General features: G+C 72.1%; 25 protein-coding genes and 1 tRNA gene. 10 read left to right on the top strand and 16 right to left on the bottom strand.

The window, feature by feature from the left end; genetic code table 11:
• Positions 1 to 67 precede the first annotated feature (67 nt).
• The 7 genes from ACN28A_RS18330 to ACN28A_RS18300 all read right to left on the bottom strand — a co-directional run bounded on the left by ACN28A_RS18330 (position 68) and on the right by ACN28A_RS18300 (position 6582).
• Positions 68 to 931, bottom strand: coding sequence for an inositol monophosphatase family protein (locus ACN28A_RS18330; RefSeq protein WP_421396719.1), 864 nt, complete (start codon positions 929 to 931; stop codon positions 68 to 70).
• Positions 932 to 1058: 127 nt separating this feature from the next.
• Positions 1059 to 1649, bottom strand: coding sequence for an aminoacyl-tRNA hydrolase (gene pth / locus ACN28A_RS18325; protein WP_421396717.1), 591 nt, complete (start codon positions 1647 to 1649; stop codon positions 1059 to 1061).
• Between the two features lie 189 nt (positions 1650 to 1838).
• Entirely contained in the window at positions 1839 to 2525 is a 687-nt protein-coding gene (locus ACN28A_RS18320) for a 50S ribosomal protein L25/general stress protein Ctc (protein WP_421396715.1), read from the bottom strand.
• 441 nt (positions 2526 to 2966) lie between these two features.
• The gene (locus ACN28A_RS18315) at positions 2967 to 3947 is read right to left on the bottom strand and encodes a ribose-phosphate diphosphokinase (protein WP_278065938.1); all 981 of its coding nucleotides are present in this window, start codon (positions 3945 to 3947) and stop codon (positions 2967 to 2969) included.
• A 52-nt stretch (positions 3948 to 3999) separates the two neighbouring features.
• Entirely contained in the window at positions 4000 to 5556 is a 1557-nt protein-coding gene (gene glmU / locus ACN28A_RS18310) for a bifunctional UDP-N-acetylglucosamine diphosphorylase/glucosamine-1-phosphate N-acetyltransferase GlmU (protein WP_421396713.1), read from the bottom strand.
• A 72-nt stretch (positions 5557 to 5628) separates the two neighbouring features.
• Positions 5629 to 5700: transfer RNA gene (locus ACN28A_RS18305), tRNA-Gln, on the bottom strand.
• Between the two features lie 12 nt (positions 5701 to 5712).
• Positions 5713 to 6582, bottom strand: a complete 870-nt coding sequence (locus ACN28A_RS18300; RefSeq protein WP_421396711.1) for a transposase — start codon at positions 6580 to 6582, stop codon at positions 5713 to 5715.
• 148 nt (positions 6583 to 6730) lie between these two features.
• On the opposite strand from ACN28A_RS18300, the gene ACN28A_RS18295 reads away from it, so the two are divergent.
• Together ACN28A_RS18295 and ACN28A_RS18290 are read left to right on the top strand one after the other, a co-directional pair.
• On the top strand, positions 6731 to 7702 hold the full coding sequence (locus ACN28A_RS18295) for an acyl-CoA desaturase (RefSeq protein WP_421396709.1): 972 nt from the start codon (positions 6731 to 6733) through the stop codon (positions 7700 to 7702).
• 138 nt (positions 7703 to 7840) lie between these two features.
• Positions 7841 to 8542, top strand: coding sequence for a TetR/AcrR family transcriptional regulator (locus ACN28A_RS18290; RefSeq protein ID WP_421404480.1), 702 nt, complete (start codon positions 7841 to 7843; stop codon positions 8540 to 8542).
• 35 nt (positions 8543 to 8577) lie between these two features.
• On the opposite strand, the gene ACN28A_RS18285 is transcribed toward ACN28A_RS18290, so the two are convergent.
• From ACN28A_RS18285 to ACN28A_RS18255, 7 genes are all read right to left on the bottom strand, one after another.
• Positions 8578 to 9051 carry a DUF4383 domain-containing protein gene (locus ACN28A_RS18285; protein WP_421396707.1) on the bottom strand — a complete coding sequence of 158 codons (474 nt, stop codon included), beginning with the start codon at positions 9049 to 9051 and terminating at the stop codon, positions 8578 to 8580.
• An 80-nt stretch (positions 9052 to 9131) separates the two neighbouring features.
• On the bottom strand, positions 9132 to 9587 hold the full coding sequence (locus ACN28A_RS18280; RefSeq protein ID WP_421404479.1) for a DUF4383 domain-containing protein: 456 nt from the start codon (positions 9585 to 9587) through the stop codon (positions 9132 to 9134).
• A gap of 163 nt (positions 9588 to 9750) precedes the next feature.
• The gene (locus tag ACN28A_RS18275) at positions 9751 to 11571 is read right to left on the bottom strand and encodes an ABC-F family ATP-binding cassette domain-containing protein (RefSeq protein WP_421396705.1); all 1821 of its coding nucleotides are present in this window, start codon (positions 11569 to 11571) and stop codon (positions 9751 to 9753) included.
• Positions 11572 to 11595: 24 nt separating this feature from the next.
• Positions 11596 to 12552: a 4-(cytidine 5'-diphospho)-2-C-methyl-D-erythritol kinase gene (locus ACN28A_RS18270; protein WP_421396703.1), complete on the bottom strand. Its 957-nt coding sequence runs from the start codon at positions 12550 to 12552 to the stop codon at positions 11596 to 11598.
• Positions 12549 to 13133 carry a Uma2 family endonuclease gene (locus ACN28A_RS18265; protein WP_421396701.1) on the bottom strand — a complete coding sequence of 195 codons (585 nt, stop codon included), beginning with the start codon at positions 13131 to 13133 and terminating at the stop codon, positions 12549 to 12551. Before ACN28A_RS18265 ends, ACN28A_RS18270 begins: the two co-directional genes overlap by 4 nt.
• 32 nt (positions 13134 to 13165) lie before the next feature.
• Positions 13166 to 14071, bottom strand: coding sequence for a 16S rRNA (adenine(1518)-N(6)/adenine(1519)-N(6))-dimethyltransferase RsmA (rsmA, locus tag ACN28A_RS18260; protein WP_421404477.1), 906 nt, complete (start codon positions 14069 to 14071; stop codon positions 13166 to 13168).
• A 90-nt stretch (positions 14072 to 14161) separates the two neighbouring features.
• Positions 14162 to 14479, bottom strand: a complete 318-nt coding sequence (locus tag ACN28A_RS18255) for a winged helix-turn-helix transcriptional regulator (RefSeq protein ID WP_421396699.1) — start codon at positions 14477 to 14479, stop codon at positions 14162 to 14164.
• A gap of 97 nt (positions 14480 to 14576) precedes the next feature.
• On the opposite strand from ACN28A_RS18255, the gene ACN28A_RS18250 reads away from it, so the two are divergent.
• Positions 14577 to 14969, top strand: a complete 393-nt coding sequence (locus ACN28A_RS18250) for a YybH family protein (protein WP_421396697.1) — start codon at positions 14577 to 14579, stop codon at positions 14967 to 14969.
• A gap of 66 nt (positions 14970 to 15035) precedes the next feature.
• On the opposite strand, the gene ACN28A_RS18245 is transcribed toward ACN28A_RS18250, so the two are convergent.
• Positions 15036 to 16271 carry an oligopeptide/dipeptide ABC transporter ATP-binding protein gene (locus tag ACN28A_RS18245; RefSeq protein WP_421396695.1) on the bottom strand — a complete coding sequence of 412 codons (1236 nt, stop codon included), beginning with the start codon at positions 16269 to 16271 and terminating at the stop codon, positions 15036 to 15038.
• Entirely contained in the window at positions 16258 to 17376 is a 1119-nt protein-coding gene (locus ACN28A_RS18240; RefSeq protein WP_421396693.1) for an ABC transporter ATP-binding protein, read from the bottom strand. Before ACN28A_RS18240 ends, ACN28A_RS18245 begins: the two co-directional genes overlap by 14 nt.
• A gap of 133 nt (positions 17377 to 17509) precedes the next feature.
• Here ACN28A_RS18240 and ACN28A_RS18235 point away from each other — a divergent pair, with 133 nt between their 5' ends.
• The 7 genes from ACN28A_RS18235 (at position 17510) to ACN28A_RS18205 (ending at position 25538) form a co-directional block, all read left to right on the top strand.
• A complete protein-coding gene (locus tag ACN28A_RS18235) occupies positions 17510 to 18715 on the top strand; it encodes a dipeptidase (RefSeq protein ID WP_421396691.1) in 1206 nt (401 codons plus the stop codon).
• Positions 18715 to 20328: an ABC transporter substrate-binding protein gene (locus ACN28A_RS18230; RefSeq protein WP_421396689.1), complete on the top strand. Its 1614-nt coding sequence runs from the start codon at positions 18715 to 18717 to the stop codon at positions 20326 to 20328. Before ACN28A_RS18235 ends, ACN28A_RS18230 begins: the two co-directional genes overlap by 1 nt.
• An 82-nt stretch (positions 20329 to 20410) precedes the next feature.
• Positions 20411 to 21376, top strand: a complete 966-nt coding sequence (locus tag ACN28A_RS18225; RefSeq protein WP_421396687.1) for an ABC transporter permease — start codon at positions 20411 to 20413, stop codon at positions 21374 to 21376.
• Positions 21373 to 22308, top strand: a complete 936-nt coding sequence (locus tag ACN28A_RS18220) for an ABC transporter permease (protein ID WP_421396685.1) — start codon at positions 21373 to 21375, stop codon at positions 22306 to 22308. Before ACN28A_RS18225 ends, ACN28A_RS18220 begins: the two co-directional genes overlap by 4 nt.
• Positions 22309 to 22315: 7 nt before the next feature.
• Complete coding sequence (locus ACN28A_RS18215) at positions 22316 to 23482, top strand: M24 family metallopeptidase (protein WP_421396683.1); 1167 nt, start codon at positions 22316 to 22318, stop codon at positions 23480 to 23482.
• A 2-nt stretch (positions 23483 to 23484) separates the two neighbouring features.
• Positions 23485 to 24366 carry an alpha/beta fold hydrolase gene (locus ACN28A_RS18210; RefSeq protein ID WP_421396681.1) on the top strand — a complete coding sequence of 294 codons (882 nt, stop codon included), beginning with the start codon at positions 23485 to 23487 and terminating at the stop codon, positions 24364 to 24366.
• Positions 24363 to 25538 (top strand): Lrp/AsnC family transcriptional regulator, encoded by a 1176-nt coding sequence (locus ACN28A_RS18205; RefSeq protein WP_421396679.1) that lies wholly within the window; start codon positions 24363 to 24365, stop codon positions 25536 to 25538. Before ACN28A_RS18210 ends, ACN28A_RS18205 begins: the two co-directional genes overlap by 4 nt.
• The last annotated feature ends 169 nt before the right edge of the window (positions 25539 to 25707 follow it).

Raw genomic sequence — 25707 nt, 5'->3', positions numbered from 1 at the left:
CACGCCCGTGCTGCTCGCCCATGGGAATTCCAGATCCTCCCGGTCGGTTAAGTCGCCATCGCCCGGCCTAGGCTACCCGGAGGTGCCGCTGCAACGCTGCGAGCAACCGGGGAGCGAGATCCTTGCGGCACACCACGAGATCCGGCAACCGGGGATCGGGCTGGTTGTATTTCAGCGCGGATCCGTCGATACGGGAAGCAAAAAGCCCGGTGGCCGTCGCCACAGCGACCGGTGCCGCCGAGTCCCACTCGTACTGGCCACCCGCGTGCACGTACCCGTCGACCTCGCCGCTGATCACGGCGGCGATCTTCGCGCCGGCCGAGCCCATCGGCACCAGCTCGGCGCCGATCTCGGCGGCCAGGTCGGTGAGGAAGACCGGCGGCCGGCTCCGGCTCGCCGCCAGCCTGACCCGCCGGCCGGTGCCCTCCGGCTCGGTCGACCCGGTCTGCCCGGTCGCGGTCGGCAGCGTCATCGGCGGGTACGCCGGCGGCTGGTCGGTGGCGACCACCCGGTGCTGGGCGGGCAGCCCGACCGCACCGGCGACCAGCCCGTGCGCGGTAGCGGCCCGGCGGGACCAGAGCGCCACGTGCACCGCCCAGTCCGCCCGGCCCTCCTCGGAGAACTCCCGGGTGCCGTCCAGCGGGTCGATGATCCAGACCCGGTCGGCGCCGAGTCGGGGCGCCACCTCCGGCTCGGCCCCGGCGGCCCAGGCCAGCCGGGCCCCCTCGTCCTCCTCGGAGAGCACCGCGTCGGCCGGCCGCCACCGGGCCAGCTCGGTGCGGAGCAGCTCGTGCGAGACCTTGTCGCCGGCCGCCTTCAACGCCCCGGGGTCGGCGAAACCGAGCTCGTCCCGCAGCTCCAGCAGTGCCTGGCCGGCCCGACCCGCCAGCCAGCGGGCGAACTCACCGTCGATCACGGGTGGCGCGGTCATCGGCACACCTCCGGAAAGCCGTCGTGGCCGGCCGCCTGACACGGGATCATTGTTAGCCTCCTCACCCCGCGGCACAGACTACCGGTCCCGCCGCTCAGCACCGGCGACCGGCGCCCGGAGGTGAACGTCAGCCGCCGTGGTAGGCGTTCTGCGCCCACTCCAGGCCCCGGCTCACGATCGCCTCCGCCGCGTCGGCTGCCCGGTCCACCAGGAACTCCAGCTCCTTGCGCTCCACGGTGGAAAACTCCGAGAGTACGAAGTCGGCCGGGTCCTGCCGCCCCGGCGGCCGCCCGATCCCGAACCGCACCCGCAGGTAGTCCTTGGTGCCCAGCGACTTCGACATCGAGCGCAGCCCGTTGTGCCCGCCCTCGCCGCCGCCCTGCTTCAACCGGATCTGCCCGTACGGGATGTCCAACTCGTCGTGCACGGCGACGACCTGGTCCACCGGCACCTTGTAGAACTGGGCCAACGCCGTCACCGGCCCGCCGGAGAGGTTCATGTAGGTGAGCGGCTTCGCCAGCACCAGCTTCGGCCCGCCGAACCCGAGCCGTCCCTCGGCCACCTCGGCGACCGCCCGGCGGTGCCGGCCGAACCTGGCGCCGATCCGCTCGGCGAGCAAATCGGCCACCATGAAGCCGACGTTGTGCCGGTGCCGCGCGTACTCCTTGCCGGGGTTGCCGAGACCGACAAGCAACCACGGTCCGAGCTCCTCCGCCACGCCGCTCTCCCCCAGTTCTCACTCTCCCGGCCCCTTCGGCGACGCGGATGCGGGCGGCCGGTGGGCGGTCCTCGTCGTGCCGTTCTCGTCGTGCGGTACTCGTCGTGCGGTACTCGTCGTGCGGTACTCGTCGGGTAAGGCGAACAGGCGCCCCCGAACGTGCGGGGGCGCCTGTCAGACGGTCGTGGCTCAGGCCTGGGCGGCGGCCTGCTCGGGCGCACCCTCGTTGTCGCCCTCGGCCTCGGCCTCGGCACCGGGGCCCTCGGCGCCGGCCTCCTCCTCGGCCTCCTCGGTCGGCTCCTCGCCGGCCTCGGCCGCCATCTGCTCGGCGGTCGGCGCCTGGGTCACGAGCGCGAGGATCTGCTCCGGGTCGGCGGCCAGCTCCACACCCTGCGGCAGCCGAACGTCCGCCGCGGTCACCTGCGAGCCGACCTCGAGACCCTCGATCGAGACCTCGAAGCCCTCCGGCAGCCGGGTCGCGTCGGCGGTCACCGACAGGGTGTCCCGCTCGTGCACGATGAGGGTGTCCCGGGCCGGCTCGCCGGTCAGCTGCACCGGCACCTCGACGGTGACCTTCTCGCCCCGCCGGACCAGCAGCAGGTCGATGTGCTCGAAAGTGTCCTTGATCGGGTCACGCTGGATGGCCTTCGGCAGCGCGAGCGCCTGGGTGCCGTCACTGATCTCGATCGCGAACAACTGGTTGGCGCCACCGTGCCGGATGGCGGCGGCGAACTCGCGCGCGGGCAGCGCGATGTGCTTGGGCTTTTCGCCGTGGCCGTACAGCACGGCGGGCACCTTACCGGCCCGGCGGGTACGACGGGCACCACCCTTGCCGAACTCGGTACGGGGCTCGGCGCTGATCTTTACCTCGGACACGGGAAGACTCCTGATACTGTCACTGCGGCGCTACGTCGGCTGGCGGTTGGCGGTGCTAGGGCGAGGGGCTCGCTGGGGGCTTGCGCGTGTGGCCACTGCCCGGAGCACCGCGTCGATGACGGTGCCTCCGTGCGGCGCTTGCTTTCAGCGGCCCGCAGAGCACCCTCGCCGTGGCAACCGCACCAGTCTACCCGAGCCCGGATGCGGGTCTCCGGCGGTACCCGCCCAGTCAGCCCGGTAGCTTCGCGATCCGCCAATTCCCCCTACCGAGCCGCTCACCCGCACCGGCGCCGTGGCACCAGCGGGCGGGTCAGCCGCCTGCACCGGGCGCGGCACCGCCGGTGGTCCGGCCGCAGGCACCCGGCACGCCAGCCCCGGCGCTCAGCTCAGTCCGGCAGCGCCGGCGACGCCTGGTACTGCGCCTGGTCGCCCTCCCTGCGCTCAGCTCAGGCCGCCGAAGAGGGTGGTCACCGAGCCGTCGTCGAAGACCTCACGGATCGCCCGGGCCAGCAGTGGGGCGATGGAGAGCACGGTGAGCTTGTCGAGCTGCTTCTCCGGCGGCAACGGCAGGGTGTTGGTCACCACCACCTCGCTGATCCGGCTGTTCTTCAGCCGCTCGGTCGCCGGGTCGGAGAGCAGTGCGTGGGTGGAGGCCACCAGCACGTCGGCGGCCTTCGCCTCGTGCAGGATCTCGGCCGCCTTGCAGATGGTGCCACCGGTGTCGATCATGTCGTCGACGATCAGGCAGACCCGACCCTCGACGTCCCCGACCACCCGGTTCGCCACCACCTGGTTCGGCTTGGAGGGGTCCCGGGTCTTGTGGATGAAGGCCAGCGGGCAGCCGCCCAGCCGGTCGGTCCAGCGCTCGGCCACGCGTACCCGGCCGGAGTCGGGGGCGACCACCGTCATCGGGCGGCCGGCGTACTTGCGCTGGACGTACTCGGCCAGGATGTCCATCGCGAACAGGTGGTCCACCGGCCCGTCGAAGAAGCCCTGGATCTGCGCGGTGTGCAGGTCGACGGTGAGAATCCGGTTGGCGCCGGCCGTCTTGAGCAGGTCCGCCACCAGCCGGGCCGAGATCGGCTCCCGGCCACGGTGCTTCTTGTCCTGCCGGGAGTAGGGATAGAAGGGGAGCACGACGGTGATCCGCTTGGCCGAACCGCGCTTGAGCGCGTCGACCATGATCAGAGTCTCCATCACCCACTTGTTCACGCCGTGCGTGACGGACTGCACCACGAAGGCGTCCGAACCACGCACCGACTCCTTGAAGCGGACGAAGATCTCGCCGTTGGCGAACTCGTACGCGTCGGCAGGTGTCGGCGCCACCCCGAGCACCTCACCGATCTCCGTTGCCAGCTCCGGGAAACCCCGCCCGGAGAAGAGCATCAGACTCTTGCGATTTTCGGCGACGATGCTGCCCATCGGCTCGTCTGCTCCCGTTTGTCGGTGGGTCACCCGGTGTTGGGCGGAGAGACTATTCGGTTGCAGTATCTCCCGGGGCCGGGCGAGCTTCATCCGCTCCGGAGCCCTCGTGCGTTGGCTCACCTTCGCTTGCGCCGGGCGGCAGCTGTCCGGCACGCTCCGCCGCCGCCGCCGACCTGGTGCCGGCCCGGCGGCGCAGCACCCAGCCGTCGACGTTGCGCTGCTGTGCCCGGGTCACCGCGAGCGCGCCGGGCGGTACGTCGGAGGTCACCGCACTGCCGGCCGCCACGTACGCCCCGGCGCCCACCTCGACCGGCGCGACCAGGCTGGTGTCACAGCCGACGAAGGCCGCCTCGCCGACCACGGTGTGGTGCTTGTTCACCCCGTCGTAGTTCACGAAGAGCGTCCCGGCGCCGATGTTGGCCCGGGGCCCGATCGTCGCGTCGCCGACGTAACTCAGGTGGGGCACCTTGGCCCCCTCGCCGATCTCGGACTTCTTCACCTCGACGAAGGTGCCCACCTTCGCCTTCTCCCGCAGCGTCGCCTCCGGCCGCAGGTACGCGTACGGCCCGACGCTGGCTCCCGGGCCGACCGCCGCTCCGGTCGCGTGCGCCCGGACCACCGTGGCCCCGGCTCCGACGGTGGTGTCGACGAGCGTGGTGTCCGGGCCGACGGCGGCCTCCGGACCGACGGTGGTCGCCCCGCAGAGCTGGGTGTTCTGGTCGACGACCGCGTCCCGGCCGAGCGTGACGGTGACGTCGATCCAGGTCGTCGCCGGGTCGAGCAGGGTCACCCCGCTGCGCATCCAGCCCTCGTTGACCCGGTCGCGCAGCAGCCGGCGCAGCGCCGCCAGCTCGACCCGGTCGTTGCAGCCGAGCGTCTCGGTGGCGTCCGCCGCCACGTGCACCGCCACCGACTCGCCGGTCGCGGCGAACTGGCCGAAGACGTCGGTGAGGTACTCCTCGCCCTGGTCGTTGTCGGTGCAGAGCTTGCCCAGCGCGTCGCGCAGCAGGGCGCCGTCGAAGGCGTAGATCCCGGCGTTGATCTCCCGGATCGCCCGCTGCGCCGGGCTGGCGTCCCGCTCCTCGACGATCCGTTCCAGCCCGCCGTCCGCCCCCCGGACGATCCGGCCCAGGCCGGTCGGGTCGGCCACCTCGGCGGCGAGTACGGTCGCCGCCGCTCCGGCCGCCTCGTGCGCGGCGACCAGTTCGGTGACGGTCTCCGGGCGCAGCAGCGGCACGTCCCCGTTGAGCACCACCACGGTGCCGCTGGTCTCGGGTGCGCTCTCCAGGGCGATCCGGACCGCGTGCCCGGTGCCGTTCTGCTCGGCCTGGAGCACCGGCTCGGCGTACGGGGCGACGTCGCGCAGGTGTGCGGTGACCCGCTCGGCGCCGTGCCCGACCACCACGAGCGTGCGGTCCGGCGACACCGGGGCGGCCGCGGCCAGCACGTGGCCGAGCAGGGTGCGGCCGAGGATCGGATGGAGCACCTTGGGTAGCGCCGACTTCATCCGCTTGCCCTCACCGGCGGCGAGGACGACGACGGTGCGGAGGCGGGGCTGGGACACGAGAATGCTCCCGTCGGTACGACTGGCAGTTTGCGGCCTCATGCTAGCCGCACTCCGGAGGACGGTTCGCGCGTTCTCGACCGGACAAACAGCGCAGGACAGCTGACGTGCGAGCTCGGCCGTCAGGACTCGAACCTGAAACACAAGAACCAAAATCTTGGGTGTTGCCAATTACACCACGGCCGAAGGTGTGCGGCCTTAGCCTAGCGTCTCGCCCACGGTCGACCCCACCCCCTCGGCGCCGGCACCGTCGAGCGCGGCGATCACGCCCTCGATTCGCCAGTAGAGCTGACGGCTGCGCGGGACGTCGACTATCAGGCACCCCCGGTAGTCGTCGCCGGTGTTGCGGCGGATCGTCTTCGGTTGGTGGCGTTTGAGGGTGGGACGCCGGAACCGGTCGGCCGGCAACCCGAGTGTCGCCTGCCACCACCGGGTCGCGGCGTCGACGTCCGCCGATTCGTGGATACTCAGGCGATAGCTCGGAACGCTCCGGTCGATCCCGCAGCTCTCCAGGAAGCGCAGGAAGATGCCGAGCAACCGGACGTCGCTGTTGATGACGACGACCCGGTCGTCACGGCGCCACGGTTTTGACTTCGTCCCCTCGCACCAATAGATCGCGGCGCCGACGATCAGCAGGTCACGGGCGCTCAGCGGACCCGCCTCACGGGCCGCGCGGTCGTGCTCGTGCGCCTCGGCGGCGTCCCGGGTCGTCCGGTGCCGTGCCCAACGTGCCTCCGACATCCGCTGCGCGTGCGTCCGCCGTAGCGCCTCCGCCTCCGGGTCGCGGTCGAGCGGAAGGTGCCGGACCCAGCGGTACGCCGTCGACTTCGCCACCCCCAGCTCGGCGGCGATCTCCGGCACCGACCGCCCGCCCTCCCGCAACGCCACGGCCCTGGCCCGCAACTCGTCCTTGGCGTTCGGCCGTTTCGTCCACTCCGGCGGGGGAACATCTGCCAGCAGCGCCGACAACCGGTCCCCGCCGATGCCCAGCCGTCGCCGGATCTCCCGCGCGGACAGCAGCTCGACGGTGCGCAGCCGCCGCGCCTCGGCGGCCAACGGATCGACCATGACCAGCAGGCCAGAACGGGCGTACGACAGGATCCGTCGATGGCTGCCAGCGGATTTTCAGGTTCGCGTCCATGGCAGACTACGAGAGCGTAGGTTACGGTGACGTAGGCGTAAGTTAGCGCTCTTCCCCTACGCTCAGCGAGGTGCCATGTCCGCCATCCTGCTCGAACCGCCGGCCGCCGGGGCCAAGAAGGGTCCCAAGCCACTCACCGACGGCGTCCAGTCCAAGGGCATTCTCTTCGCCCTCTGGTCCTTCGTCACCGTTCCCTTCCTCGCCCTGCTCGCAGCCGTGCCGGTGGCCTGGGGCGGCTGGCTGAGCTGGACCGACATCGCGATCGCCGGCGTCTGGTACGTGGTCGCCGGGCTGGGCATCACGGTGGGCTTCCACAGGTACTTCACGCACGGGTCGTTCAAGGCCAAGCGCTGGCTGCGGGTCGCGCTCGCCGTGGCCGGTTCGTTCGCCGTACAGGGCAACATCACCCAGTGGGTCGCCGACCACCGCCGGCACCACGCGTTCTCCGACGTCGAGGGCGACCCGCACTCGCCGTGGCGGTTCGGCGCCAGCGTCTGGGGGCTCACCAAGGGGCTGTTCCACGCGCACGTCGGCTGGCTGTTCAAGCGCGAGCTCTCCAACCGCGAGCGGTTCGCCCCCGACCTGGTCGCCGACAAGGACATCAGCCGGGTCGACCGGCTCTTCCCGCTGCTGGTGACCCTCTCACTGCTCACCCCGGCACTGCTCGGCGGCCTGATCACCTGGTCCTGGCAGGGCGCGCTCACCGCCTTCTTCTGGGCGGGTCTGGTCCGGATCTCCCTGCTGCACCACATCACCTGGTCGATCAACTCGGTCTGCCACGTCTACGGCGAGCGCCCGTTCGAGGTGCGCCAGGGCGACCGGGCGACGAACTTCTGGCCGCTGGCGATCCTCTCCTTCGGGGAGAGCTGGCACAACCTGCACCACGCCGACCCGACCTGCGCCCGGCACGGCGTACTCCGCGGTCAGGTGGACATCTCCGCCCGGACGATCTGGCTGTTCGAGAAGGTCGGCGCCGCCTACGACGTGCGGTGGCCGAAGCCCGACCGGATCGCCGCCAAACTGCTCAAATCAGCACCCTCGCGGTGATCCGTGACGCGCCCGGGCACCCGGCCACGAGCGTATGCCTGGCAGGATGGCCAGGTGACCGAGCGCAACGAGGGCGCCACCAGGAACGACACGGGCCGGCCCGGCATCGCGGGACGGCAGCGGCAGCGGGATGACGAGGTGACGGACGGTCCGGGTGACAGCCGCGGGGTCGGGCGCCGGCAGGTTCCGGCCCCGACACCACCGCCGCCGCCCGCCAAGTCCGGTTCCCGGGTACGCATGTCCGCGGCACAGCGCCGGGAGCAGCTCATCGCGATCGGCCGGCAGGCCTTCGCCGAGCGCGGCTTCGACGCCACCTCGATCGAGGAGGTCGCCGCCCGGGCCAAGGTCTCCAAACCGGTGGTCTACGAGCACTTCGGCGGCAAGGAGGGCCTCTACGCGGTCGTCGTCGACCGGGAGGTTCGCGCCCTGCTCTATCGGGTCACCACCGCGCTGACCGCCGGGCACCCCAGGGAGTTGCTGGAGCAGGCGGCGCTGGCCCTGCTCGACTACATCGAGGAGGAGACCGACGGCTTCCGGGTGCTCGTCCGGGAGTCGCCGCTGCTCTCCGCGACCGGCAACTTCAGCAGCGTGATGAACGACGTGGCGCACCAGGTGGAGCACATCCTGGGCGCCGAGTTCAAGAGCCGGGGGTACGACCCGAAGCTCGCCGAGCTCTACTCGCAGTCCCTGGTCGGCATGGTGGCGCTCAGTGGCCGCTGGTGGCTGGAGGTACGCAAGCCGCGCAAGGAGACCGTGGCGGCGCACCTGGTGAACCTGGCCTGGAACGGCCTGTCCCACCTGGAGGCGAAGCCGGCCCTGCTCACCCGACGTACCCGCTGAACCGGACGCCGCCCGCCGCTTGCCGCCCGCCGGCGTCAGCGGGCGGGGCGGGCGCCGGAGTTGTCCCGCACCTCGGGTTCCGGCTCGGCGTGCTCGGGCGGGCCGACCTTGTCGTAGAGGCCGGTGGCGAGCAGCACCAGGCCGAAGAGCATCGACACGATGACTGTGGACATCGAGAAGTTGAGGAAGTTCGCCTCGGTCTGCAACACGGTCAGCATCGCGAGGCCGACGACCAGGAAGACCACCCCGATGACCAGGTTCAGCAGGTGCCCGAGGTTTCCCCGGTGTGCCGCGCCGAAGAGGACCACCAGGCCGAAGACCACCGAGGCCAGCGCGAACGCCAGGTTGGTGCGCAGCCCGAGCACCCAGTGGCTGCCCCGGCCGAAGAGGTCCTCCCCGGCGGTCTCGACGATCCCGAAGACGCCGAAGACCACGATGTAGAGGCCGATCAGCCCGGCGAGTACCCGGTAGACCGGCCGGGCCGGATGGTTGACCGGAATGTGTGCCACGGCCCCTCCTCGTCGCACCGGGTGACTTTCCTACCGGATTGTCACCCGGGCCGACGGGGCTCGCCCGGCGAACGCCCCGATCAGAGCACCAGACGGGCGTCCTGCCAGGCCTTGGCCTCCTCCTCGGAGCCGACCTTGCCGTACATGCCGCACATCAGCAGGACGAGGCCGAGGACCATCGTCACGATGCTGGTGGCCATGCTGAAGTTGAGGTAGTTGGCGTCGGTACGCAGCACGCAGAGTTCGGCCAGGCCGAGCGCCATCAGGCCGTACCCGAGGAACGTGTCGACAGCCGTGTCGACGTTGCGGCCGAACAGGGTGGCGAGCAGGATCACCAGGCCGAGTGCCGTGGCGAGCGCCGAGTAGCCGAGGTTGGTCCCCTGCCCCAGCACGAGGGTGTCGTCCTGGGCGAAGAACTCGCCGCCACCGATCTGGACGAAGCCGAGCACGCCGAAGGCCACCAGGTAGAGGCCGATCAGCCCGCCGATCGCCCGGAAGACCGGCCGCGCGGGGTGGTTGACGGGGTTGTGCATGATCAGCAGTCTCCATCGCCGTTGCCAGGAAGGGTCGGGTACAGATTCTTCCGCATGGCATCCGGGTGGCGCCGGACACCCCCGCCGGGCAGGCCCGGGTCGCCGCCGGGCGCGGGTACCGGGCAGGCCCGGGTGCCCGCCGCCGCTGGTGGGGCGCCGGCGGCGGTCAACCCTCGGGTACCTGCTCGGCCAGGGTGAGCCAGGCCTCCTCGACCTGTTCCCGCTCGGCCCGTACCGCCCGGAGCTGGCCGTCCAGTTCACTGATCCGGCCGTAGTCGGTGGCGTGCTCGGCCATCTGGTCGTGCAGCGTCGCCTCGCGCTGCTCCAGCTTGCCGATCTGCCGCTCGAGCCGGCTCAGCTCCTTGCGGGCCGCCCGCAACTCCCCGCCGGAGAGCCCCGTACCGTCCCGCCCGGCCGGCGCCACCGCACCGTTGTCCCGCCCGGCCGGGGCGGTCGGGGCGGCCGGGGTACCGGTCGTGCCGGCCCGGGCCAGGTACTCGTCGACGCCGCCGGGCAGGTGCACCAGCCGGCCGTCGCCGAACATCCCGTACACCACATCGGTGACCCGTTCGACCAGGTAGCGGTCGTGACTGGCCACGATCAGGGTGCCCGGCCAGGAGTCGAGCAGGTCCTCCAGCGCGGCCAGGGTGTCGGTGTCCAGGTCGTTCGTCGGCTCGTCCAGCAGCAGCACGTTCGGCTCGGTGGCGAGCAGCCGCAGCAGCTGCAGCCGGCGCCGCTCACCGCCGGAGAGGTCGGCGACCGGGGTCCAGAGCCGGCGGTCGTCGAAGCCGAAGATCTCGGCGAGCTGGGACGCGTTCACCTCCCGGTCGCCGAGTACGACCCGCCGGGCCACCTCCTCGACCGCCTCCAGCACCCGCAGCTGCCCCGGCAGCTCGGCGAGTTCCTGGGAGAGGAAGGCCGGCCGGACGGTCGATCCGGTCCGCAGCTGCCCGCCGTCCGGACCGCGTACCCCGGCCAGCAGCCGGAGCAGCGTGGTCTTGCCGGCACCGTTCGCGCCGACGACCGCGATCCGGTCCCCCGGCCCGACCTGCCAGGTCAGGTCCCGCAGGATCGGCTTCTCCCCGGCGTTCAGGGTGACGTCGGTGAGGTCGTACACCTGCTTGCCGAGCCGGGCGGTGGCCAGCCGTTGCAGCGACACGGTGTCCCGCGGCGGCGGTACGTCCGCGATCAGCGCGTTCGCCGCGTCGATCCGGAAGCGCGGCTTGGCGGTCCGGGCCGGCGGGCCGCGCCGCAGCCAGGCGATCTCCTTGCGCAGCAGGTTCTGCCGGCGTGCCTCGGTGGCCGCGGCCACCCGTTCCCGTTCGGCCCTGGCCAGCGTCCAGGCGGCGAAGCCGCCCTCGTAGGCACGTACCGTCCGGTCGGCGACCTCCCAGGTGGCGGTGCAGACCTCGTCCAGGAACCACCGGTCGTGGGTGACCACCACCAGCGCGCCACGCTTGCCGACCAGGTGCCGGGCCAACCAGTCCACCCCGGCCACGTCCAGGTGGTTGGTCGGCTCGTCCAGGATCAGCAGGTCGGCGGTGCGGACCAGCAGGGCGGCCAGGGCGACCCGCCGCCGCTCGCCGCCGGACATCGGCCCGACCGGCTGGTCCAGCCCGAGGTACGGCATGCCGAGCCCGTCCAGGATCGCCCGGACGCCCGCGTCACCGGCCCACTCGTGCTCGGCGCCGAACCCCTCGTCGAGCCAGGCGGTGCCGAGCACCACGTCCCGGACCCGGGCCTCGGGATCGAGTACGAGATTCTGCGGCAACCAGGCCACCCGCAGGTCCCGGCGGTGCGTCACCCGGCCGCTGTCCGGCTCCTCGGTCCTGGTCAGCAGCCGCAGCAGGGTGGACTTGCCGGTGCCGTTAAGCCCGACGACGCCGATCCGGTCCGAGTCCTCCAGGCCGAGGGAGACGTCGGTGAGCAACTGCCCCGCCGCGCCGTACCCCTTGGAGACCCGGTCCAGATTGACGATGTTGGCCATGTGCTCAGACGGTAGTCGCCCCGGTCAGCCGACCCGCGCGCCGGGGACCGGCCCGTACGCCGTGCGGACCGCCCGGCACAGCCCGGAGGCGGTCAGTTCGGCGGCGACCTGGTCGGCGTGCCCCCCGTCGGTGGCCAGGAAGACACAGGTCGGTCCGGAGCCGGAGACGATCCCGGCGAGTGCCCCGGCCGCCTCGCCGGCCTTCAGCGTCTCGGCCAGCGCCGGGCGCAGCGAGAGCGAGGCGGCCTGGAGGTCGTTGCCGAGTGCCCGGCCGAGCCGGGCCGGGTCCCGGCCGCGCAGGGCGGCGAGCAGCGCGTCCGCGTTGCGCAACGGTGCCGGGGCGGCGTGTTCGGCGCGCAGCCGGTCGAGTTCGGCGTAGGCGGCCGGGGTGGAGAGGCCGCTGTCGGCGATCGCCACCACCCAGTGCCAGGTGACCGGGCGGGCCAGGATCGGGCTGACCGTCTCGCCGTGGCCGGTGCCGAGCGCGGTGCCGCCGTACACCAGGAACGGGACGTCGGAGCCGAGCCCGGCGGCGATCCCGGCGAGGTCGTCGCGGCTCAGGTCGGTGCCCCAGAGCGCGTCGCAGGCGACGAGCGCGGCGGCGGCGTCGGCGCTGCCGCCGGCCAGGCCACCGGCGAGCGGGATCTGCTTGCGCAGGTGCAGCCGGGCGTGTGCCGGCACCCCGGCGTGCGCGGCCAGCGCCCGGGCCGCCCGGATCACCAGGTTGGACTCGTCCAGGGCCAGCTCGCCGGCACCCTCACCCTCCATGGTGAGGGTGAGGGTGTCACCGCGCCGGGCGGTCAACTCGTCGTGGATCGAGATCGCCTGGTAGACGGTGTTCAGCTCGTGGTAGCCGTCCGGGCGCAGCGGCCCGACCCCGAGATGAAGATTGATCTTCGCTGGTACCCGTACCCGCACCGGGCCGGCCATCCGCCGGCGCGGACGCTCGTCGTCCTCGTCCGGCCGCCACGCCTCGGTCATGCAGCGATGTCCCGGACCCGTAGCCGGGCCTCGAACGGCTTGGCCAGCGCCAGTTCGTCGGCCGACTCGGCCACCAGCTCGTACCGGTCGCCGACCAGGTCGTACGCGTGCACGTGCACCGGGTCCTGCTCGACCCGCCAGTAGTGCGGGATGCCCGCCGCGGCGTAGTCGGCCGGCTTCTCCAGGCGGTCCCGACGCCGCGTCCCCGGTGAGACCACCTCGACCGCGACGACGACCTGGTCGGCGTCGAAGTAGTGGCTTTCCCGGACCACCGGCCGGCGAAGCAGGAGGACGTCCGGTTCCAGCGTGTCACGGTGGCTCATCAGCACCCCGACCGCCGTCACCGGCTCGTATTCCAGCGGCGCATGCTGCCGGAACCACATCCAGAGCAGGTTGGCGACCGTCTGGTGCCCGAAGGTGGGGGACGGAACCACGATGATCACTCCATCGCGCAGTTCGACGCGGGGAGCGTCGCCGGGGAGGGCCAGGATGTCCTCGACGGTGTGGTTCGCCAGTCCCTGCCGGACCGGGTCGGGTGACCAGGGCCGCCGGAACGCGGGATCGACGGGTTCGGCCGTCACGCCGACCACCTCCTACCGGACACGCCGTCAGCCTACTCGGCGGCCGGGGTGGTCACTGGGGCCGACGCGGCGATCGCGGCGAACTCCGCGACGGCGAGCGCCTCGCCCCGGGCGCCGGGATCGACCCCGGCCGCGACCAGCACCGCCGCCGCCCGGTCCGGGCCGCCGGCCCAGCCGGCCAGCGCGGCCCGCAGGGTCTTGCGGCGCTGCGCGAACGCCGCGTCGACCACCGCGAAGACCTGTCGCCGGGGTACGTCGGGCCGGGGCGGTTCACGTCGGGTGAAGGCGACCAGCCCGGAGTCGACGTTCGGCACCGGCCAGAAGACGTTCGGCGGCACCCGGCCGGCGGGGCGGGCGTCGGCGTACCAGGCGAGTTTCACCGACGGCACGCCGTAGGTGCGCGACCCCGGGCCGGCGACCAGCCGGTCGGCCACCTCCTTCTGCACCATCACCAGGCCGTGCCGCAGGCCGGGCAGCTCGGCGAGCAGGTGCAGCACCACTGGCACGGCGACGTTGTACGGCAGGTTCGCCACCAGCGCGGTCGGCGCCGGATCGAGGTCGGCGGCGGTGGTCCGCAGCGCGTCGGCAGAGTGCACGGTCAGCCGGGCCGCGCCGTCCGGGCCGGCGTGCCGGGCCACCGTCTCCGGCAGTGCCCCGGCCAGCACCGGGTCGAGTTCGACCGCGTGCACGTGCCCGGCCGCCGAGAGCAGCCCCAGGGTGAGCGAGCCGAGCCCCGGCCCGACCTCCAGCGCCACGTCGTCCGGGGTCAGCCCGGCGGCGGCGACGATCCGGCGCACCGTGTTCGGGTCGTGTACGAAGTTCTGGCCCAGCTTCTTGGTCGGCGTCACCCCGAGCCGGGCGGCGAGTTCCCGGATCTGCGTCGGTCCGAGCAGGTCTGCGGCCACGCTGCAACAGCCTACGGCGCCCCCGCCCACCATCCCGGCCACCCCGCCCGCCGCCACCCCGCCCGCCGCCGCCGCACCCACCGCCGCGCCCGCCGCCGCGGTGCCAGCTGTGCTGGTGGCACCTCAGGACGGTTCGGAGTCCTGCCAGCGGGCGAGGAACTCGTCGAGCAGCGGCAGCAGCGCGGCGCCCCGGTCGGTGAGGTCGTAGTCGACCCGGGGCGGGGTGCTGGGCGTGACGGTACGCCGTACGACGCCGTCGGCGGTGAGCTGTTGGAGCTGGCGGGCGAGCATCCGCTCACTCACCCCGTCGATCCGGCGGTGCAGTTCGGCGTACCCGACCGGGCCGGAGCGGAGTTGCCAGAGGATCGCCGGTTTCCACCGCCCGCTGACGGCGCGCAGCGGTGCGTCGAGGCGACAGCTCCGGTCGGGCAGTGCAGGCATTGTCCGCTCCTTACAAAAAAGACCGTTCTTGTCCTGAGTGCCGGTGGGCCAGCAGGGTTGGTGCCATCGACGGCTTCAATGATGGAGGATCGACGAGATGCCCCCAGCCCACTCGCCCGAGCAGGTCAACGAGCGGTTCGCCGAGGCGTTCAACGCCCGGGACCTGCCCGCCCTGCTGGCGCTCTACGAAGCCGACGCGCTGATCGTGCCGAAGCCCGGTGCGCAGCCGGTCGCCGGGCTCGACGCGATCGGCAGCAACCTGGGCGGGTTGCTGGAGCTCGGCGGGACGATCGACTTCGAGCGGGTCTTCTGCCTCACCGCCGGTGACCTCACGTTGCTGAGCATCGCGTACCGGATCACCGGGGCCAGCGGGTTGGACGGGATGCCCACCGACCTGGCGGGCACGACCTGCGAGCTGGTGCGCCGCCAGCCGGACGGCACCTGGAAGTACGTGATCGACCACCCGTTCGCCGGCCCGGCCCGCGACTGAGGCGCCCCGCCCGGGACCCGCGCCGGTGGCCGACGGGTGGATCCGGACCCGCCGCCCCCGGCGGCGCTACCGGGTACCGGCGAAGTGGCAGGCGGCGACGCGCTCGCCGACCGGGCCGGTCGTCTCAGCACCGGAGCCAGCGGTGTCGCCGGCCGGGCCGGTCGTGTCACCACCGGGGCCGGGAGTGTCGCCGGCCGGGACTAGCAGCGTCGGGGTGCGCTCGGCGCAGACGTCCTGGGCGATCGGGCAGCGGGTGTGGAAGCGGCAGCCGGACGGCGGGTCGACCGGGCTGGGCGGGTCGCCGGCCAGCACGATCCGCTCGCGACCCCGTTCGCGCGGGTGGCGTACCGGCACCGAGCCGAGCAGGGCCCGGGTGTACGGGTGGGCCGGGTCCTGGTAGACGGTGCCGGCCGGGCCGAGTTCGGCGAGCCGGCCGAGGTACATCACCGCGACCCGGTGCGAGACGTGCCGGACCACCCCGAGGTCGTGCGCGATGAAGACCAGGGCGATGCCGAGCCGCTGCTGCAGCTCGGCGAGCAGGTTGACCACCTGGGCCTGCACCGAGACGTCGAGGGCGGAGACCGGCTCGTCGCAGACCACCACCCGGGGCTCGGTGGCCAGCGCCCGGGCGATGCCGATCCGCTGCCGCTGCCCGCCGGAGAACTCGTGCGGGAACCGGCGCATCATGTCCGGGGCCAGCCCGACCATCTCCAGCAGTTCGGCAACCCGGTCCCGGCGGGCCGCCGCACCCCGGGCGAGTTTGTGCACGTCGAGCGGTTCGGCGACGACGTCCAGGATCGGCATCCTCGGGTTGAGCGAGGTGACCGGGTCCTGGAAGACCATCTGCACGGCCCGGCGCAGTTCGCGGCGGCGGCTGCCCCGGGCGGTGCCGACGTCGAGTCCGGCGTAGCGGACCCGGCCGGCGTCCGGGCGTTCCAGCCCGACCAGCAGCCGGGCCAGGGTGGACTTGCCGCAGCCGGACTCGCCGACGACTCCGAGAGTCTCGCCGGCCGCCACGCTCAGGTCCACCCCGTCCACGGCGTGTACCCGGGCGCCGCCGCCGAGTCCGCGTCCGGCCCGGTAGCTCTTGCGGACCCCGGTGGCGACCAGCAGCGGCTCGCGGTCGCCGGCCGGCGGGCCAGCGGTCGGCGTGCCGGCGGTCAGCGGGCCGGCGGTCAGCGGGCCGGCGGTGTCCGGGCCGGCGGAGGCGGAGAGGACGGTCGGCATCCCGGTGCCGGGGGTGGACCCGGCCGGGCCGGAGGAGGCTTGGCCGGGCCCGGCCGGGTGGTCAGACGGGGGCATCGACGGCCTCCTCGGCGTGGTGGCAGGCGGCGGTCCTGCCGGGTACGGCGAGCGGCCGCCGCCGTGGGCGGGTCACCGCGCACTCGTCGGTGGCCCGGTCGCAGCGCGGGTGGAAGGCGCAGCCGCTCGGCAGTGCCAGCAGATTCGGCGGGCTGCCCGGGATCGGCCGCAGCCGGTCGCCGGGCTGGGCCAGGTCGGGTACGGAGCGCAGCAGCGCCGCCGTGTACGGGTGGGCCGGCCCGTCGAGTACCTCGGCCACGGTGCCGGTCTCGACGATCCGTCCGGCGTACATCACGGCGACCCGGTCAGCGATCTCGGCGGCCACCCCGAGGTCGTGGGTGATCAGCAGGACGCCCATCCCGAGTTCGGTGCGCAGCCGGTCGACGAGTTGCAGGATCTGCGCCTGCACCGTCACGTCCAGCGCGGTGGTCGGCTCGTCGGCGATCAGCAGTCGGGGGCCGAGCGCGACCGCCATGGCGATCAGGATCCGTTGCCGCATCCCGCCGGAGAACTGGTGCGGATAGTCGCGTACCCGGCGGTCCGGGGCGGGGATGCCGACCAGCCGGAGCAGTTCGGCGGCCTCGGCCCGGGCGGCCCGGCGGGAGAGTCCGCGGTGGATCCGGAACACCTCGCCGAGCTGGTCGCCGATCGAGAGCACCGGGTTGAGCGCGGAGAGCGCGTCCTGGAAGACCAGCGCCATTGTCGCGCCGCGCAGTTTCCGGACCTGCTCGGGGTCGGCGCCGGTCAGGTCGTGGCCGGCGACCACCGTCTGCGCGGAGCGCACCGTCACCCCGCCGGTGTCGAGCAGTCCCATCACGGCGCGGGCGGTGACCGACTTGCCGGAGCCGGACTCGCCGAGCAGCACCAGCACCTCGCCGGCGGCGATGTCGAGGTCGACTCCGCGGACCGCCGGGACTGTGCCGCGCCGGCCGGTGAAGGTGACGTCGAGGTCCCGGACCCGCAGTGCGGCCGGCAGGTCGGCGTCGGGTGACCGCTCTGCGCCTGTTACCCCGCTGGTCACTACACCTCCCGAATTTCCGTGTTGTTTCCCGCCGTAACGATTTCTGTCACCCAGCCCGTGATCTGCGCCGGAGTTGGGCAACATGTTGACACGCTGCGCCTGATCCTGGCAATCTCTGCTCCCACATCGCCGACATTCCACACCCACATCAGGTCACGACGCCGAAATTCACCGCGCGCCCGCCGACCGTGGGACCCGACCCGAAGGAGGGAACGGCGTGCTCGACCCGGCCCCGCGCTACACCGGTTACACGTCCTACAGCTACCTGGAGGCAGGCACCGACTACCGGGAGTTCAAACTTGCCCCGGAGATCGGCCGGGTGCCGGCGTACCAGGGCCGCTCGCTGACCGACGCGCAGCGAGACCGGGTCCGCCGGCTGCTCGCCGACAACGTGGTGATCTCGCTGCACGACCACCCGTCGGTCTTTCCGGAGGAGATCGGCCAGACAGTCGACTACAACCGGACCGCGCGGCACCACACCGGGTACGCCGGCCTGGCCCGCTCCGGCATGACCGCCGTCTTCGACAACATGATGGACGGCACCTGCTGCGTGACCAGCCAGATGGGCTGGAAGTGGACCGACGTCGTCGCCGACCTCGGAATGCGGCTGTCGGACCTGGCCCACCAGGACTACCTGATCCGGGTGGAGCGGCTCGCCGACATCCACCACGCCCACGAGACCGGCCGGATGGGGCTGGTGCTCGCCACCGAGGCGGCCACGATGGTCGAGAACGAGCTGGACCGGATCGACATGCTCTACGGCTTCGGGGTCCGGCAGATGGGCATCGCCTACAGCGAGGCGAACACCCTGGGCAGCGGGCTCAAGGAGCGCAACGACGGCGGTCTGACCTACTTCGGCGAGAAGGCCGTACGCCGGATGAACAAGCTCGGCATCGCCATCGACGTGTCGCACTCCGGCGACCGTACCTCGCTCGACGTGATCACGGCGTCCACCAAACCGATCTTCATCACGCACGCCGGATCGCGTACCGTCTGGCCGACCAACCGGATGAAGCCGGACGAGGTGATCCGGGCCTGCGCGGAGCGGGGTGGGGTGCTCGGTCTGGAGGCCGCGCCGCACACCACGCTCTCGCCGGCCCACCCCGAGCACAGCATCGAGTCGGTGATGGACCACTTTGTGCACTGCGTCGACCTGGTCGGCATCGACCACGTCGCCTTCGGGCCGGACACGCTCTTCGGCGACCACGTCGGCCTGCACGACACCTTCGCCGCGCACCTGAGCATCGCCGAGGCGCACGGCCACGTCGAGCACCCCCGGGTGCCCTATGTGGACGGGCTGGAGAACCCGGCCGAGTGCTACTGGAACATCGTCTCCTGGCTGGTCGACCACGACTACTCGGACGACGAGATCGGCAGGGTCCTGGGGGGCAACATCATGCGCGTCCTTGAGGAGGTCTGGTGATGCGTACATTCCGGCGCGCCCTCGCCGTGGCGGCGGGCACGCTCTCGATAGGGCTGGCGGCTGCGGCCTGCTCGCCCAGCAACCCGGACAGCCAGGGCGGCGGCGGCAACGGCGGCTCGGCGGACCGGATCACGATCGGCACCACCGCCGACGTGCTCAACTACAACCCGCTGGTCGGCAACAGCCGCACCGACACCTGGGTGACCAACCTGATGTACCCCCGGATGATGAGCATGGGGATGGACGGGGTGCGCTCGCCGTACCTGGCCAGCAAGTGGGAGTACCTCGACGGCGGGCGGAAGGCGAAGTTCACCCTCCGGGACGACTTCACCTGGAGCGACGGGGAGAAGGTGACCGCCGAGGACGTGGCGTTCACCATCGACGCCGTCGCCAAGGAGAAGATCGGCGTGGTGGCCGGGCTGATCTCGTCGTACCAGAAGTCCACGGTGATCTCGCCGACGGAGATCGAGTTCCAGCTCTCCCAGCCGGACGGGACGTTCCTGGAGAACGTCGGCTTCTGGATGCCGGTCGTGCCGGAGCACGTGTTCGGCAAGGTCGGCAGCGTGCAGAAGTTCGCGAACGACAAAGACTGGGTCTCGGCCGGGCCGTACAAGCTGACCACGGTGGAGCGGGGCCAGCGGTACGTGCTGGAGCGGATGGAGAACTTCCCGCTGGTCGAGGGCGGCCCGAAGACGAAGGAAGTGGTGTTCCGGGTCTTCCCGGACGTCAACACCGAGGCACTGGCGCTGCGCAACGGCGACGTCGACCTGATCGCCAACGCGCTGCCGCCGCCGCTGGCCAAGACCCTCGAAGGCGACAGCAAGCTGAAGCTGGTCACGGTGCCGTCGCTGGGCTGGGCGCACATGCAGTACAACACCGCCCGCAAGCCGCTGGACAGGCTGGAGGTACGCCAGGCGCTGGCCGCCGCCGTCGACTACGAGGCGATCCGGCGGGTGGCGTTGCAGGGCAAGGCGGTCTCGTCGAACTCCTCGGTGCTGACCCCGACCCTGAAGCAGTGGCAGGACCCGACCGCCAAGGAGTACGCGCACGACCCGGCGAAGGCGAAGTCGCTGCTCACCGGGGCGGGCTTCAAAGACGGCAACGGTGACGGGCTCTTCGACGGGCTCAGCCTCCGGATGATCTACGACCAGGCCGACCCGAACATCTCCAAGTGGGCGCAGCTGGTCCGGGACTCCAACAAGGAGGCCGGGATCGAGATCAAGCTGGAGGGCCTGGAGCGGAACACGTACGTGGAGAAGTACACCGCCCGGGACTACGACATCTACGCCGGCTCCTGGGCGATCATGGAGAACCCGCCGGCCAACCTGGCGCTGGCGTTCAAGTGCAAGGGCTTCATCAACTACGCCAACGCCTGCGACCCGGAGCTGGACGCCCTGATCGACCAGGCCCGCTCGCAGCTGGACCAGGCCGGCCAGAAGGGCCCGATCCAGCAGGCCGCGAAGATCATCACCGACAAGGTGTACGACAACGTGCTCTACGTCGAGGAGTTCACAATCGCGCACTCGGCGCAGTGGTCCAACTTCCTGGTCCAGCCGAGCGAGCTGCTCTCCATCGTCAACCCCGTCTCGATCGCCCAAGCGACAAAGAGCTAACCAAGTGCAAGGAAGGGCCCCCGCTACAACGGAAAGCGATAACCGGGGGCCCCTTCCTTACACCTCAGCTTGAGGAGGAGACGTGTCTGCTGGGGCGCGGTTCGTCAGCCGCCGCCTGCTGCGCGGCGTACTGACCATGTGGTTCGCGGTGACCGTGACGTTCTTCCTGTTGCGGCTGCTGCCCGGCGACCCGGCCCTGGCGGTGGCGGACCCGGGGATGACCGAGGAGCTGCGGGCCGAACTGCTCCGCGACTACGGTCTGGACCGGCCGCTGGCGGTGCAGTACTGGGAGTACCTGACCCAACTGCTGCACGGCAACCTCGGGGTGTCGTTCCGGCAGAACCAGCCGGTGCTGGACATCCTGCTGGAACGGCTGCCCTGGACCCTGCTGCTGGCCGGCTCCGCGCTGCTGGTGACGGTGGCGCTGGGCATTCCGCTCGGGGTGCTCGCCGCCACCCGGGCCCGGGGCACCCTGGACCGGCTGATCCAGGTCGGCGGCATCACCGGCCAGTCGCTGTTCATCCCGAGCATCGGGGTCTTCCTGCTCTACGTCTTCGGGGTGGTCTTCGGCATCCTGCCGATCGGCGGGGCGATGGACGACGACGTCTACGGGCTGGCCGCGTACGGCAGCATCGCGCTGCACCTGGTGCTGCCCTGCCTGTCGCTGGTGCTGGTGCAGCTCGGCTCGTACGTGCTGACGCTGCGCAGCACCCTGATCGACGCGCTCGGCGAGGACTACTGCACGCTGGCCCGGGCCAAGGGGCTGCCGAACCGGAAGGTGGTCTGGCGGCACGCGCTGCGCAACGCGCTGCTGCCGACCACCACGCTTGTCGGGCTGCAACTCGGCTTCCTGGTCGGCGGGGCGGTGCTCACCGAGTCGATCTACGCGTACCCGGGGGTCGGCCGGGCGATCTTCGAGGCGGTCGGGCAGCTCGACTTCCCGGTGTTGCAGGGAGCGTTCCTGATGCTCGCCTTCGCGGTGATCGCCGCCAACCTCCTCACCGACCTGGCCTACGGGCTGCTCGACCCGAGGGTGCGTACGTCATGACCGCCGAACTCGTGATGCCGCCGCCGGGCGACACCCCACCGCCGGCCGCCGCCGGCACGCCGGCTCCCGGCACTCCGGCACCCGGCGGGCTGCCGCCGTCGGAGTCGGTTGCCCGGCAGACCTGGCAGTCCTTCCGGCGCAACCCGCTCGGCCTGGTCAGCGCCGGCATCCTGCTGCTGCTCGGTCTGGTCGCGCTGGCCGCGCCGCTGATCGCCGACTATCCCAGCGGGTACGGCGAGCAGGTGCTGGCCGGCCCCGGCGCCGGACACTGGTTCGGCACCGACGACCTGGGCCGGGACGTCTTCGCCCAGGTGGTCTGGGGCACCCGGGTCAGCATCGTGGTGGGCCTGGCCGCCAGCCTGCTGGCGATCGTCATCGGGGTGCTGGTCGGGGTGCTGGCCGCCTACTTCCGCCCGGCCGACCTGGTCCTCGGGGTGATCGTCGACGTCTCGCTCTCGCTGCCGGTACTGCCGCTGATGATCCTGGTCGCCGCACTGGCCGGGCCGAGCGTGCCGACCCTGGTGGTGGTGATCGCGGTCTTCAGCTGGCCGGAGGTGGCCCGGGTGGTCCGCTCGCAGGGGCTGGCCGTGGTGCCGATGCCGTACGTCTCGGCGGCGCACGTGATCGGCGGCTCGCACCTGTGGGTGATCCGCAAGCACGTGCTGCCCGGCGTCGCGCCGGTGGTCGCGGTCTCGGTGGTGCTCACCACCTCCCGGGCGGTGCTCTCGGAGGCCGGGCTCTCCTTCCTCGGCCTCGGCGACCCGAACAGCTGGTCGTGGGGGACGATCCTGCACCAGGCGCAGCGTTCCGGATCCCTCGCCACCGCCTGGTGGACCACGCTCTTCCCGTCGCTGGCCATCCTGCTGCTGGTGGTGGCGACCACCCTGCTCGCCGTGGCGTACAACGACGCCCGCAATCCGAGGACGAGGTGACGAGCCGGTGCGACTGGCCGCTTCCTTCTATGCCACCCTGCACGAGCGGGTCCGGGCCGGACTGGACCGGGCGGGGCTGGACGCGCTGCTGCTGGACGACCCGCTCGACGTGGCGTACCTGACGGGTTTCGCGCACTTCCCCAACGAGCGCCCGGTCGCCGCCTACCTGGCCCGGGACGGCGCCGTGCTGCTGCTGGTCCCGGACCTGGAGCGGGAGTACGCCGCCGACCAGCGGGCCGCCGCCACCCTGGTGGTCTATCCGGAGTTCCCTGGCGAGCGGAGCCCGTGGGTGGTGCTCCGGGACGCGGTGCCGGTGCCGCCGGTCCGGGCCGGCTACGCGCCGTCCACTGCGGTCGCCCGGGTCGGCGCGCTCGGCGCCGCCTTTCCGGGGACCACCTGGACGCCGACCGACCTGGTCGGGTCGCTGCGGCTGCGCAAGACGCCGGAGGAGGTCGCCCTGCACACCGAGGCGGCCCGGATCGCCGACGCGATGCTGGCCGAGGGGGTCCGGCTGGTCGCCGAGGCGGCGGCCGGCGGCGGCGAGCTGCCCACCGAGACCGAGTTGGCCGGCCACGTCACCCGCTACGGCGCCGCCAAGATGTACGCCGAGCACGACGACGTCGTGGTGGTGCCGATGCTCACCGGCGGCCTCGTCTACGGCGGCCCGAACTCGGCGCAGCCGCACCGGCTGCCCGGCGGGGACCGGCTGCGGCACGGCGAGCCGTTCATGCTCTCGCTCGGCTGTGCCGTCGGCGGCCGGTTCGTGGAGAGCGAGCGGACCTTCCTGCTCGGCGGGGCGACGGCGGAGCAGCGCCGCTACTACGAGGTGGTGCGGGAGGCGCAGCAGGTCGGCACCGAGGCGCTGCGGCCGGGGGTGCGGTGTGTGGACGCGAACCGGGCCTGCCTGGAGGTGGTCCGCCGGGCCGGGCTGGGCGAGTACCTGCGGCACCGGCAGGGGCACGGGATCGGGCTCGGCTTCCACGAGCCGCCCTGGGTGGCCGAAGGCGACGACACGGTGCTGGCGCCCGGCATGGTGCTCTCCAGCGAACCCGGGGTGTACGTCCCCGGCCACGCCGGCTACCGCATCTCGGACACCGTACTGGTCACCGACGACGGGCCGCAGCGGCTCACCAGCTATCCCCGGGACCTCGACGAGATCGTGATCGGAGCATGAAGATGAGCGGCGGACCGACGAGCGGCGGACCGACGATGGTGGAGATCAACGGCAACCGGCTGAACGTGCTGGTGCTGGGGGACGACGCGCCGGGCCGGCCGGTGATGGTCGTGCACCACGGCGCGCCGGGGCTGGGCTCGATGGCCGAGCCGAGGGTGTCGTTCGCGCCCTTCGCCGACGAGTACCGGGTGGTGGTCTTCGACGCCCGGGGTTCCGGGGCGAGCGAGGGGAACGGGCCGTTCACCCACGAGCAGTGGGCGGCCGACGTGGACGGGCTGCGACAGTGGGCCGGCGCCGAGCGGATCGTGATGGCCGGCGGCTCGTACGGCGGCTTCGTCGCGATGGAGTACGCGATCCGCTATCCGGAGCGGGTGGCCGCGCTGGTGCTCCGGGACACCGCCGCCGACAACGCCAACCAGGAACTGGCGCTGCGCAACGCGCTCGCCTCGGCCCGGGTGACGATCGACCGGGCGAAACTGGACCGGATCATGTCGGGAACGGTCCGGGACGACGCCGACCTGCGGGACTGCTGGGCGGAGATCCTGCCGCTCTACGACCACGACCTGGACTGGGAGAGGGTGCGGGAGCGGGTCGAGAAGACGCCGTACCGGTATGCCACGCACAACTTCGCATTCGCCGTTAACCAGCCTAATTACGACATCAAGTCATTGCTCCCCGGGATCTCCTGCCCGACCCTGGTCACCGTGGGTCGACACGACTGGATCACGCCGGTGGCATGCAGCGAAACCATCGCCGGGCTGATCCCGGACGCGAAACTTGTGGTCTTCGAGCACTCCGGACACTCCCCGCAGCTGGAGGAGGCGGAACGGTTCCAGCAGGTCGTCCGGGAGTTCCTGGCCGGCGTACCGGCGTACCCGGCATGATCCCGGGCGACAACTTCGACCTCGATCCGACCGACCGGCGCATCGTCGCCGCGCTCCAGGTCAACGGCCGGGCGAGCTGGACCGAGATCGCCCAGCTCACCGGCACGTCGGTCACCACGGTTGCCCGGCGGGCGCAGCAGCTCTTCGCCGACGGGCTGGTGAAGGTCGCCGCCGCCCCGCAGCCCGGCGGCGGCCCGGCCGACCTGCTGATCGTGCGGATCCGCTGCGCGGCCGGAAGCCAGCTCGCCGCCGCGCAGGCGCTGGCCGCGATGCCCGAGATCCGCTTCGTCGCCCTGGTCACCGGGGTCTACGACCTGGTCGCCGAGGTACTCGTGCCGAAGGGCACCAGCCTGCACAGTGTGCTGCTCAACGGGTTGCAGAAGATCCCCGGGATCCAGGGCAGCGTCGCCGACCTGGAACTGCACACCTACAAGTCGACCCACGAGTGGTCCCGGCACCTGCTCGGCACCGGGCCCCAACTCGTCGCCCCGCCGCCGGTGCACGACTGCCCACCGGCGCACCTCGACGAGTTGGACGAGCGGATCATCGCGGCACTCCGCGAGGACGGCCGGAACAGCTTCCAGGCGGTGGCCGGCGGGCTCGGGGTCAGCGAGAGCACCGTCCGGCGGCGTTTCGAGTCGCTCTACAACACCGGCTGCGTACAGGTGATCACGCTGGTCCCGGCGGCGGCGCTCGGCTTCGAGGCGGAGATCCTGTTCTGGCTCTCGGTGGCACCGTCCCGACTCGACGGGGTGGCCCGGGAGCTGGCCGCGCTGCGCGGCGTCCGGTACGTCGCCGCGACGCTCGGCCAGGAGTCGCTGATGTGCGAGGTGATCCTGCCGACCCACGCCGACGTCTTCGAGTTCACCACCAAGACCCTCGGCGGGATCGACGGCATCCAGGCGTGGACCGCCGGGGTGCAACTGCTGACGGTCAAGCGCGGCTTCGTGATCACGCCCTGGGCGGCCCGCCGGCTCGCCGCCGAGGGCCGCCTTGGCGGAGCAGGCACGGACGGCGCTGGCGGAGCGGGCGGAGGGGACGGAGCGGGCGGAGGGGACGGAGCGGGCGTGGGCGGAGGGGGCGGCGAGCTGGTGCCGGCGCAGCCGGGCGGCACGCCCCCCTCGGCCGGCAACGGCCGTCCCACTCGCGCCGGCCGGCGCACACCGGCCTGACCGGCGGCTGCCTCGGTCGACGGGAGGTGCCGCCGCGCAGACTGTCGAGCTGGGTGCACAGCCGGGGCACCGGGGCCTGTCGACGGCTACGCAGGGGTCGCCGGCTGCGCGGGCTGCGACTGCGCGGACTGCGACTGCGCGGGTCGACGGCTACGTGGGCTGCGGCTGA

Source organism: Plantactinospora sp. WMMB782, from assembly GCF_049179135.1.
GTDB lineage: Bacteria > Actinomycetota > Actinomycetes > Mycobacteriales > Micromonosporaceae > Plantactinospora.
Note: the sequence above shows the minus strand (reverse complement) of the source record. Positions and strands in the feature narration are given on the sequence as shown.

Excerpts from the sequence above, each read along its gene's own strand:
- ACN28A_RS18330 (WP_421396719.1), bottom strand. The coding sequence starts at position 931 with ATGACCGCGCCACCCGTGATCGACGGTGAGTTCGCCCGCTGGCTGGCG.
- ACN28A_RS18315 (WP_278065938.1), bottom strand. The coding sequence starts at position 3,947 with ATGGGCAGCATCGTCGCCGAAAATCGCAAGAGTCTGATGCTCTTCTCC.
- glmU (WP_421396713.1), bottom strand. The coding sequence starts at position 5,556 with ATGAGGCCGCAAACTGCCAGTCGTACCGACGGGAGCATTCTCGTGTCC.
- ACN28A_RS18300 (WP_421396711.1), bottom strand. The coding sequence starts at position 6,582 with ATGGTCGATCCGTTGGCCGCCGAGGCGCGGCGGCTGCGCACCGTCGAG.
- ACN28A_RS18295 (WP_421396709.1), top strand. The coding sequence starts at position 6,731 with ATGTCCGCCATCCTGCTCGAACCGCCGGCCGCCGGGGCCAAGAAGGGT.
- ACN28A_RS18275 (WP_421396705.1), bottom strand. The coding sequence starts at position 11,571 with ATGGCCAACATCGTCAATCTGGACCGGGTCTCCAAGGGGTACGGCGCG.
- ACN28A_RS18270 (WP_421396703.1), bottom strand. The coding sequence starts at position 12,552 with ATGACCGAGGCGTGGCGGCCGGACGAGGACGACGAGCGTCCGCGCCGG.
- rsmA (WP_421404477.1), bottom strand. The coding sequence starts at position 14,071 with ATGGTGGGCGGGGGCGCCGTAGGCTGTTGCAGCGTGGCCGCAGACCTG.
- ACN28A_RS18255 (WP_421396699.1), bottom strand. The coding sequence starts at position 14,479 with ATGCCTGCACTGCCCGACCGGAGCTGTCGCCTCGACGCACCGCTGCGC.
- ACN28A_RS18250 (WP_421396697.1), top strand. The coding sequence starts at position 14,577 with ATGCCCCCAGCCCACTCGCCCGAGCAGGTCAACGAGCGGTTCGCCGAG.
- ACN28A_RS18245 (WP_421396695.1), bottom strand. The coding sequence starts at position 16,271 with ATGCCCCCGTCTGACCACCCGGCCGGGCCCGGCCAAGCCTCCTCCGGC.
- ACN28A_RS18240 (WP_421396693.1), bottom strand. The coding sequence starts at position 17,376 with ATGTTGCCCAACTCCGGCGCAGATCACGGGCTGGGTGACAGAAATCGT.
- ACN28A_RS18230 (WP_421396689.1), top strand. The coding sequence starts at position 18,715 with ATGCGTACATTCCGGCGCGCCCTCGCCGTGGCGGCGGGCACGCTCTCG.
- ACN28A_RS18220 (WP_421396685.1), top strand. The coding sequence starts at position 21,373 with ATGACCGCCGAACTCGTGATGCCGCCGCCGGGCGACACCCCACCGCCG.
- ACN28A_RS18210 (WP_421396681.1), top strand. The coding sequence starts at position 23,485 with ATGAGCGGCGGACCGACGAGCGGCGGACCGACGATGGTGGAGATCAAC.
- ACN28A_RS18205 (WP_421396679.1), top strand. The coding sequence starts at position 24,363 with ATGATCCCGGGCGACAACTTCGACCTCGATCCGACCGACCGGCGCATC.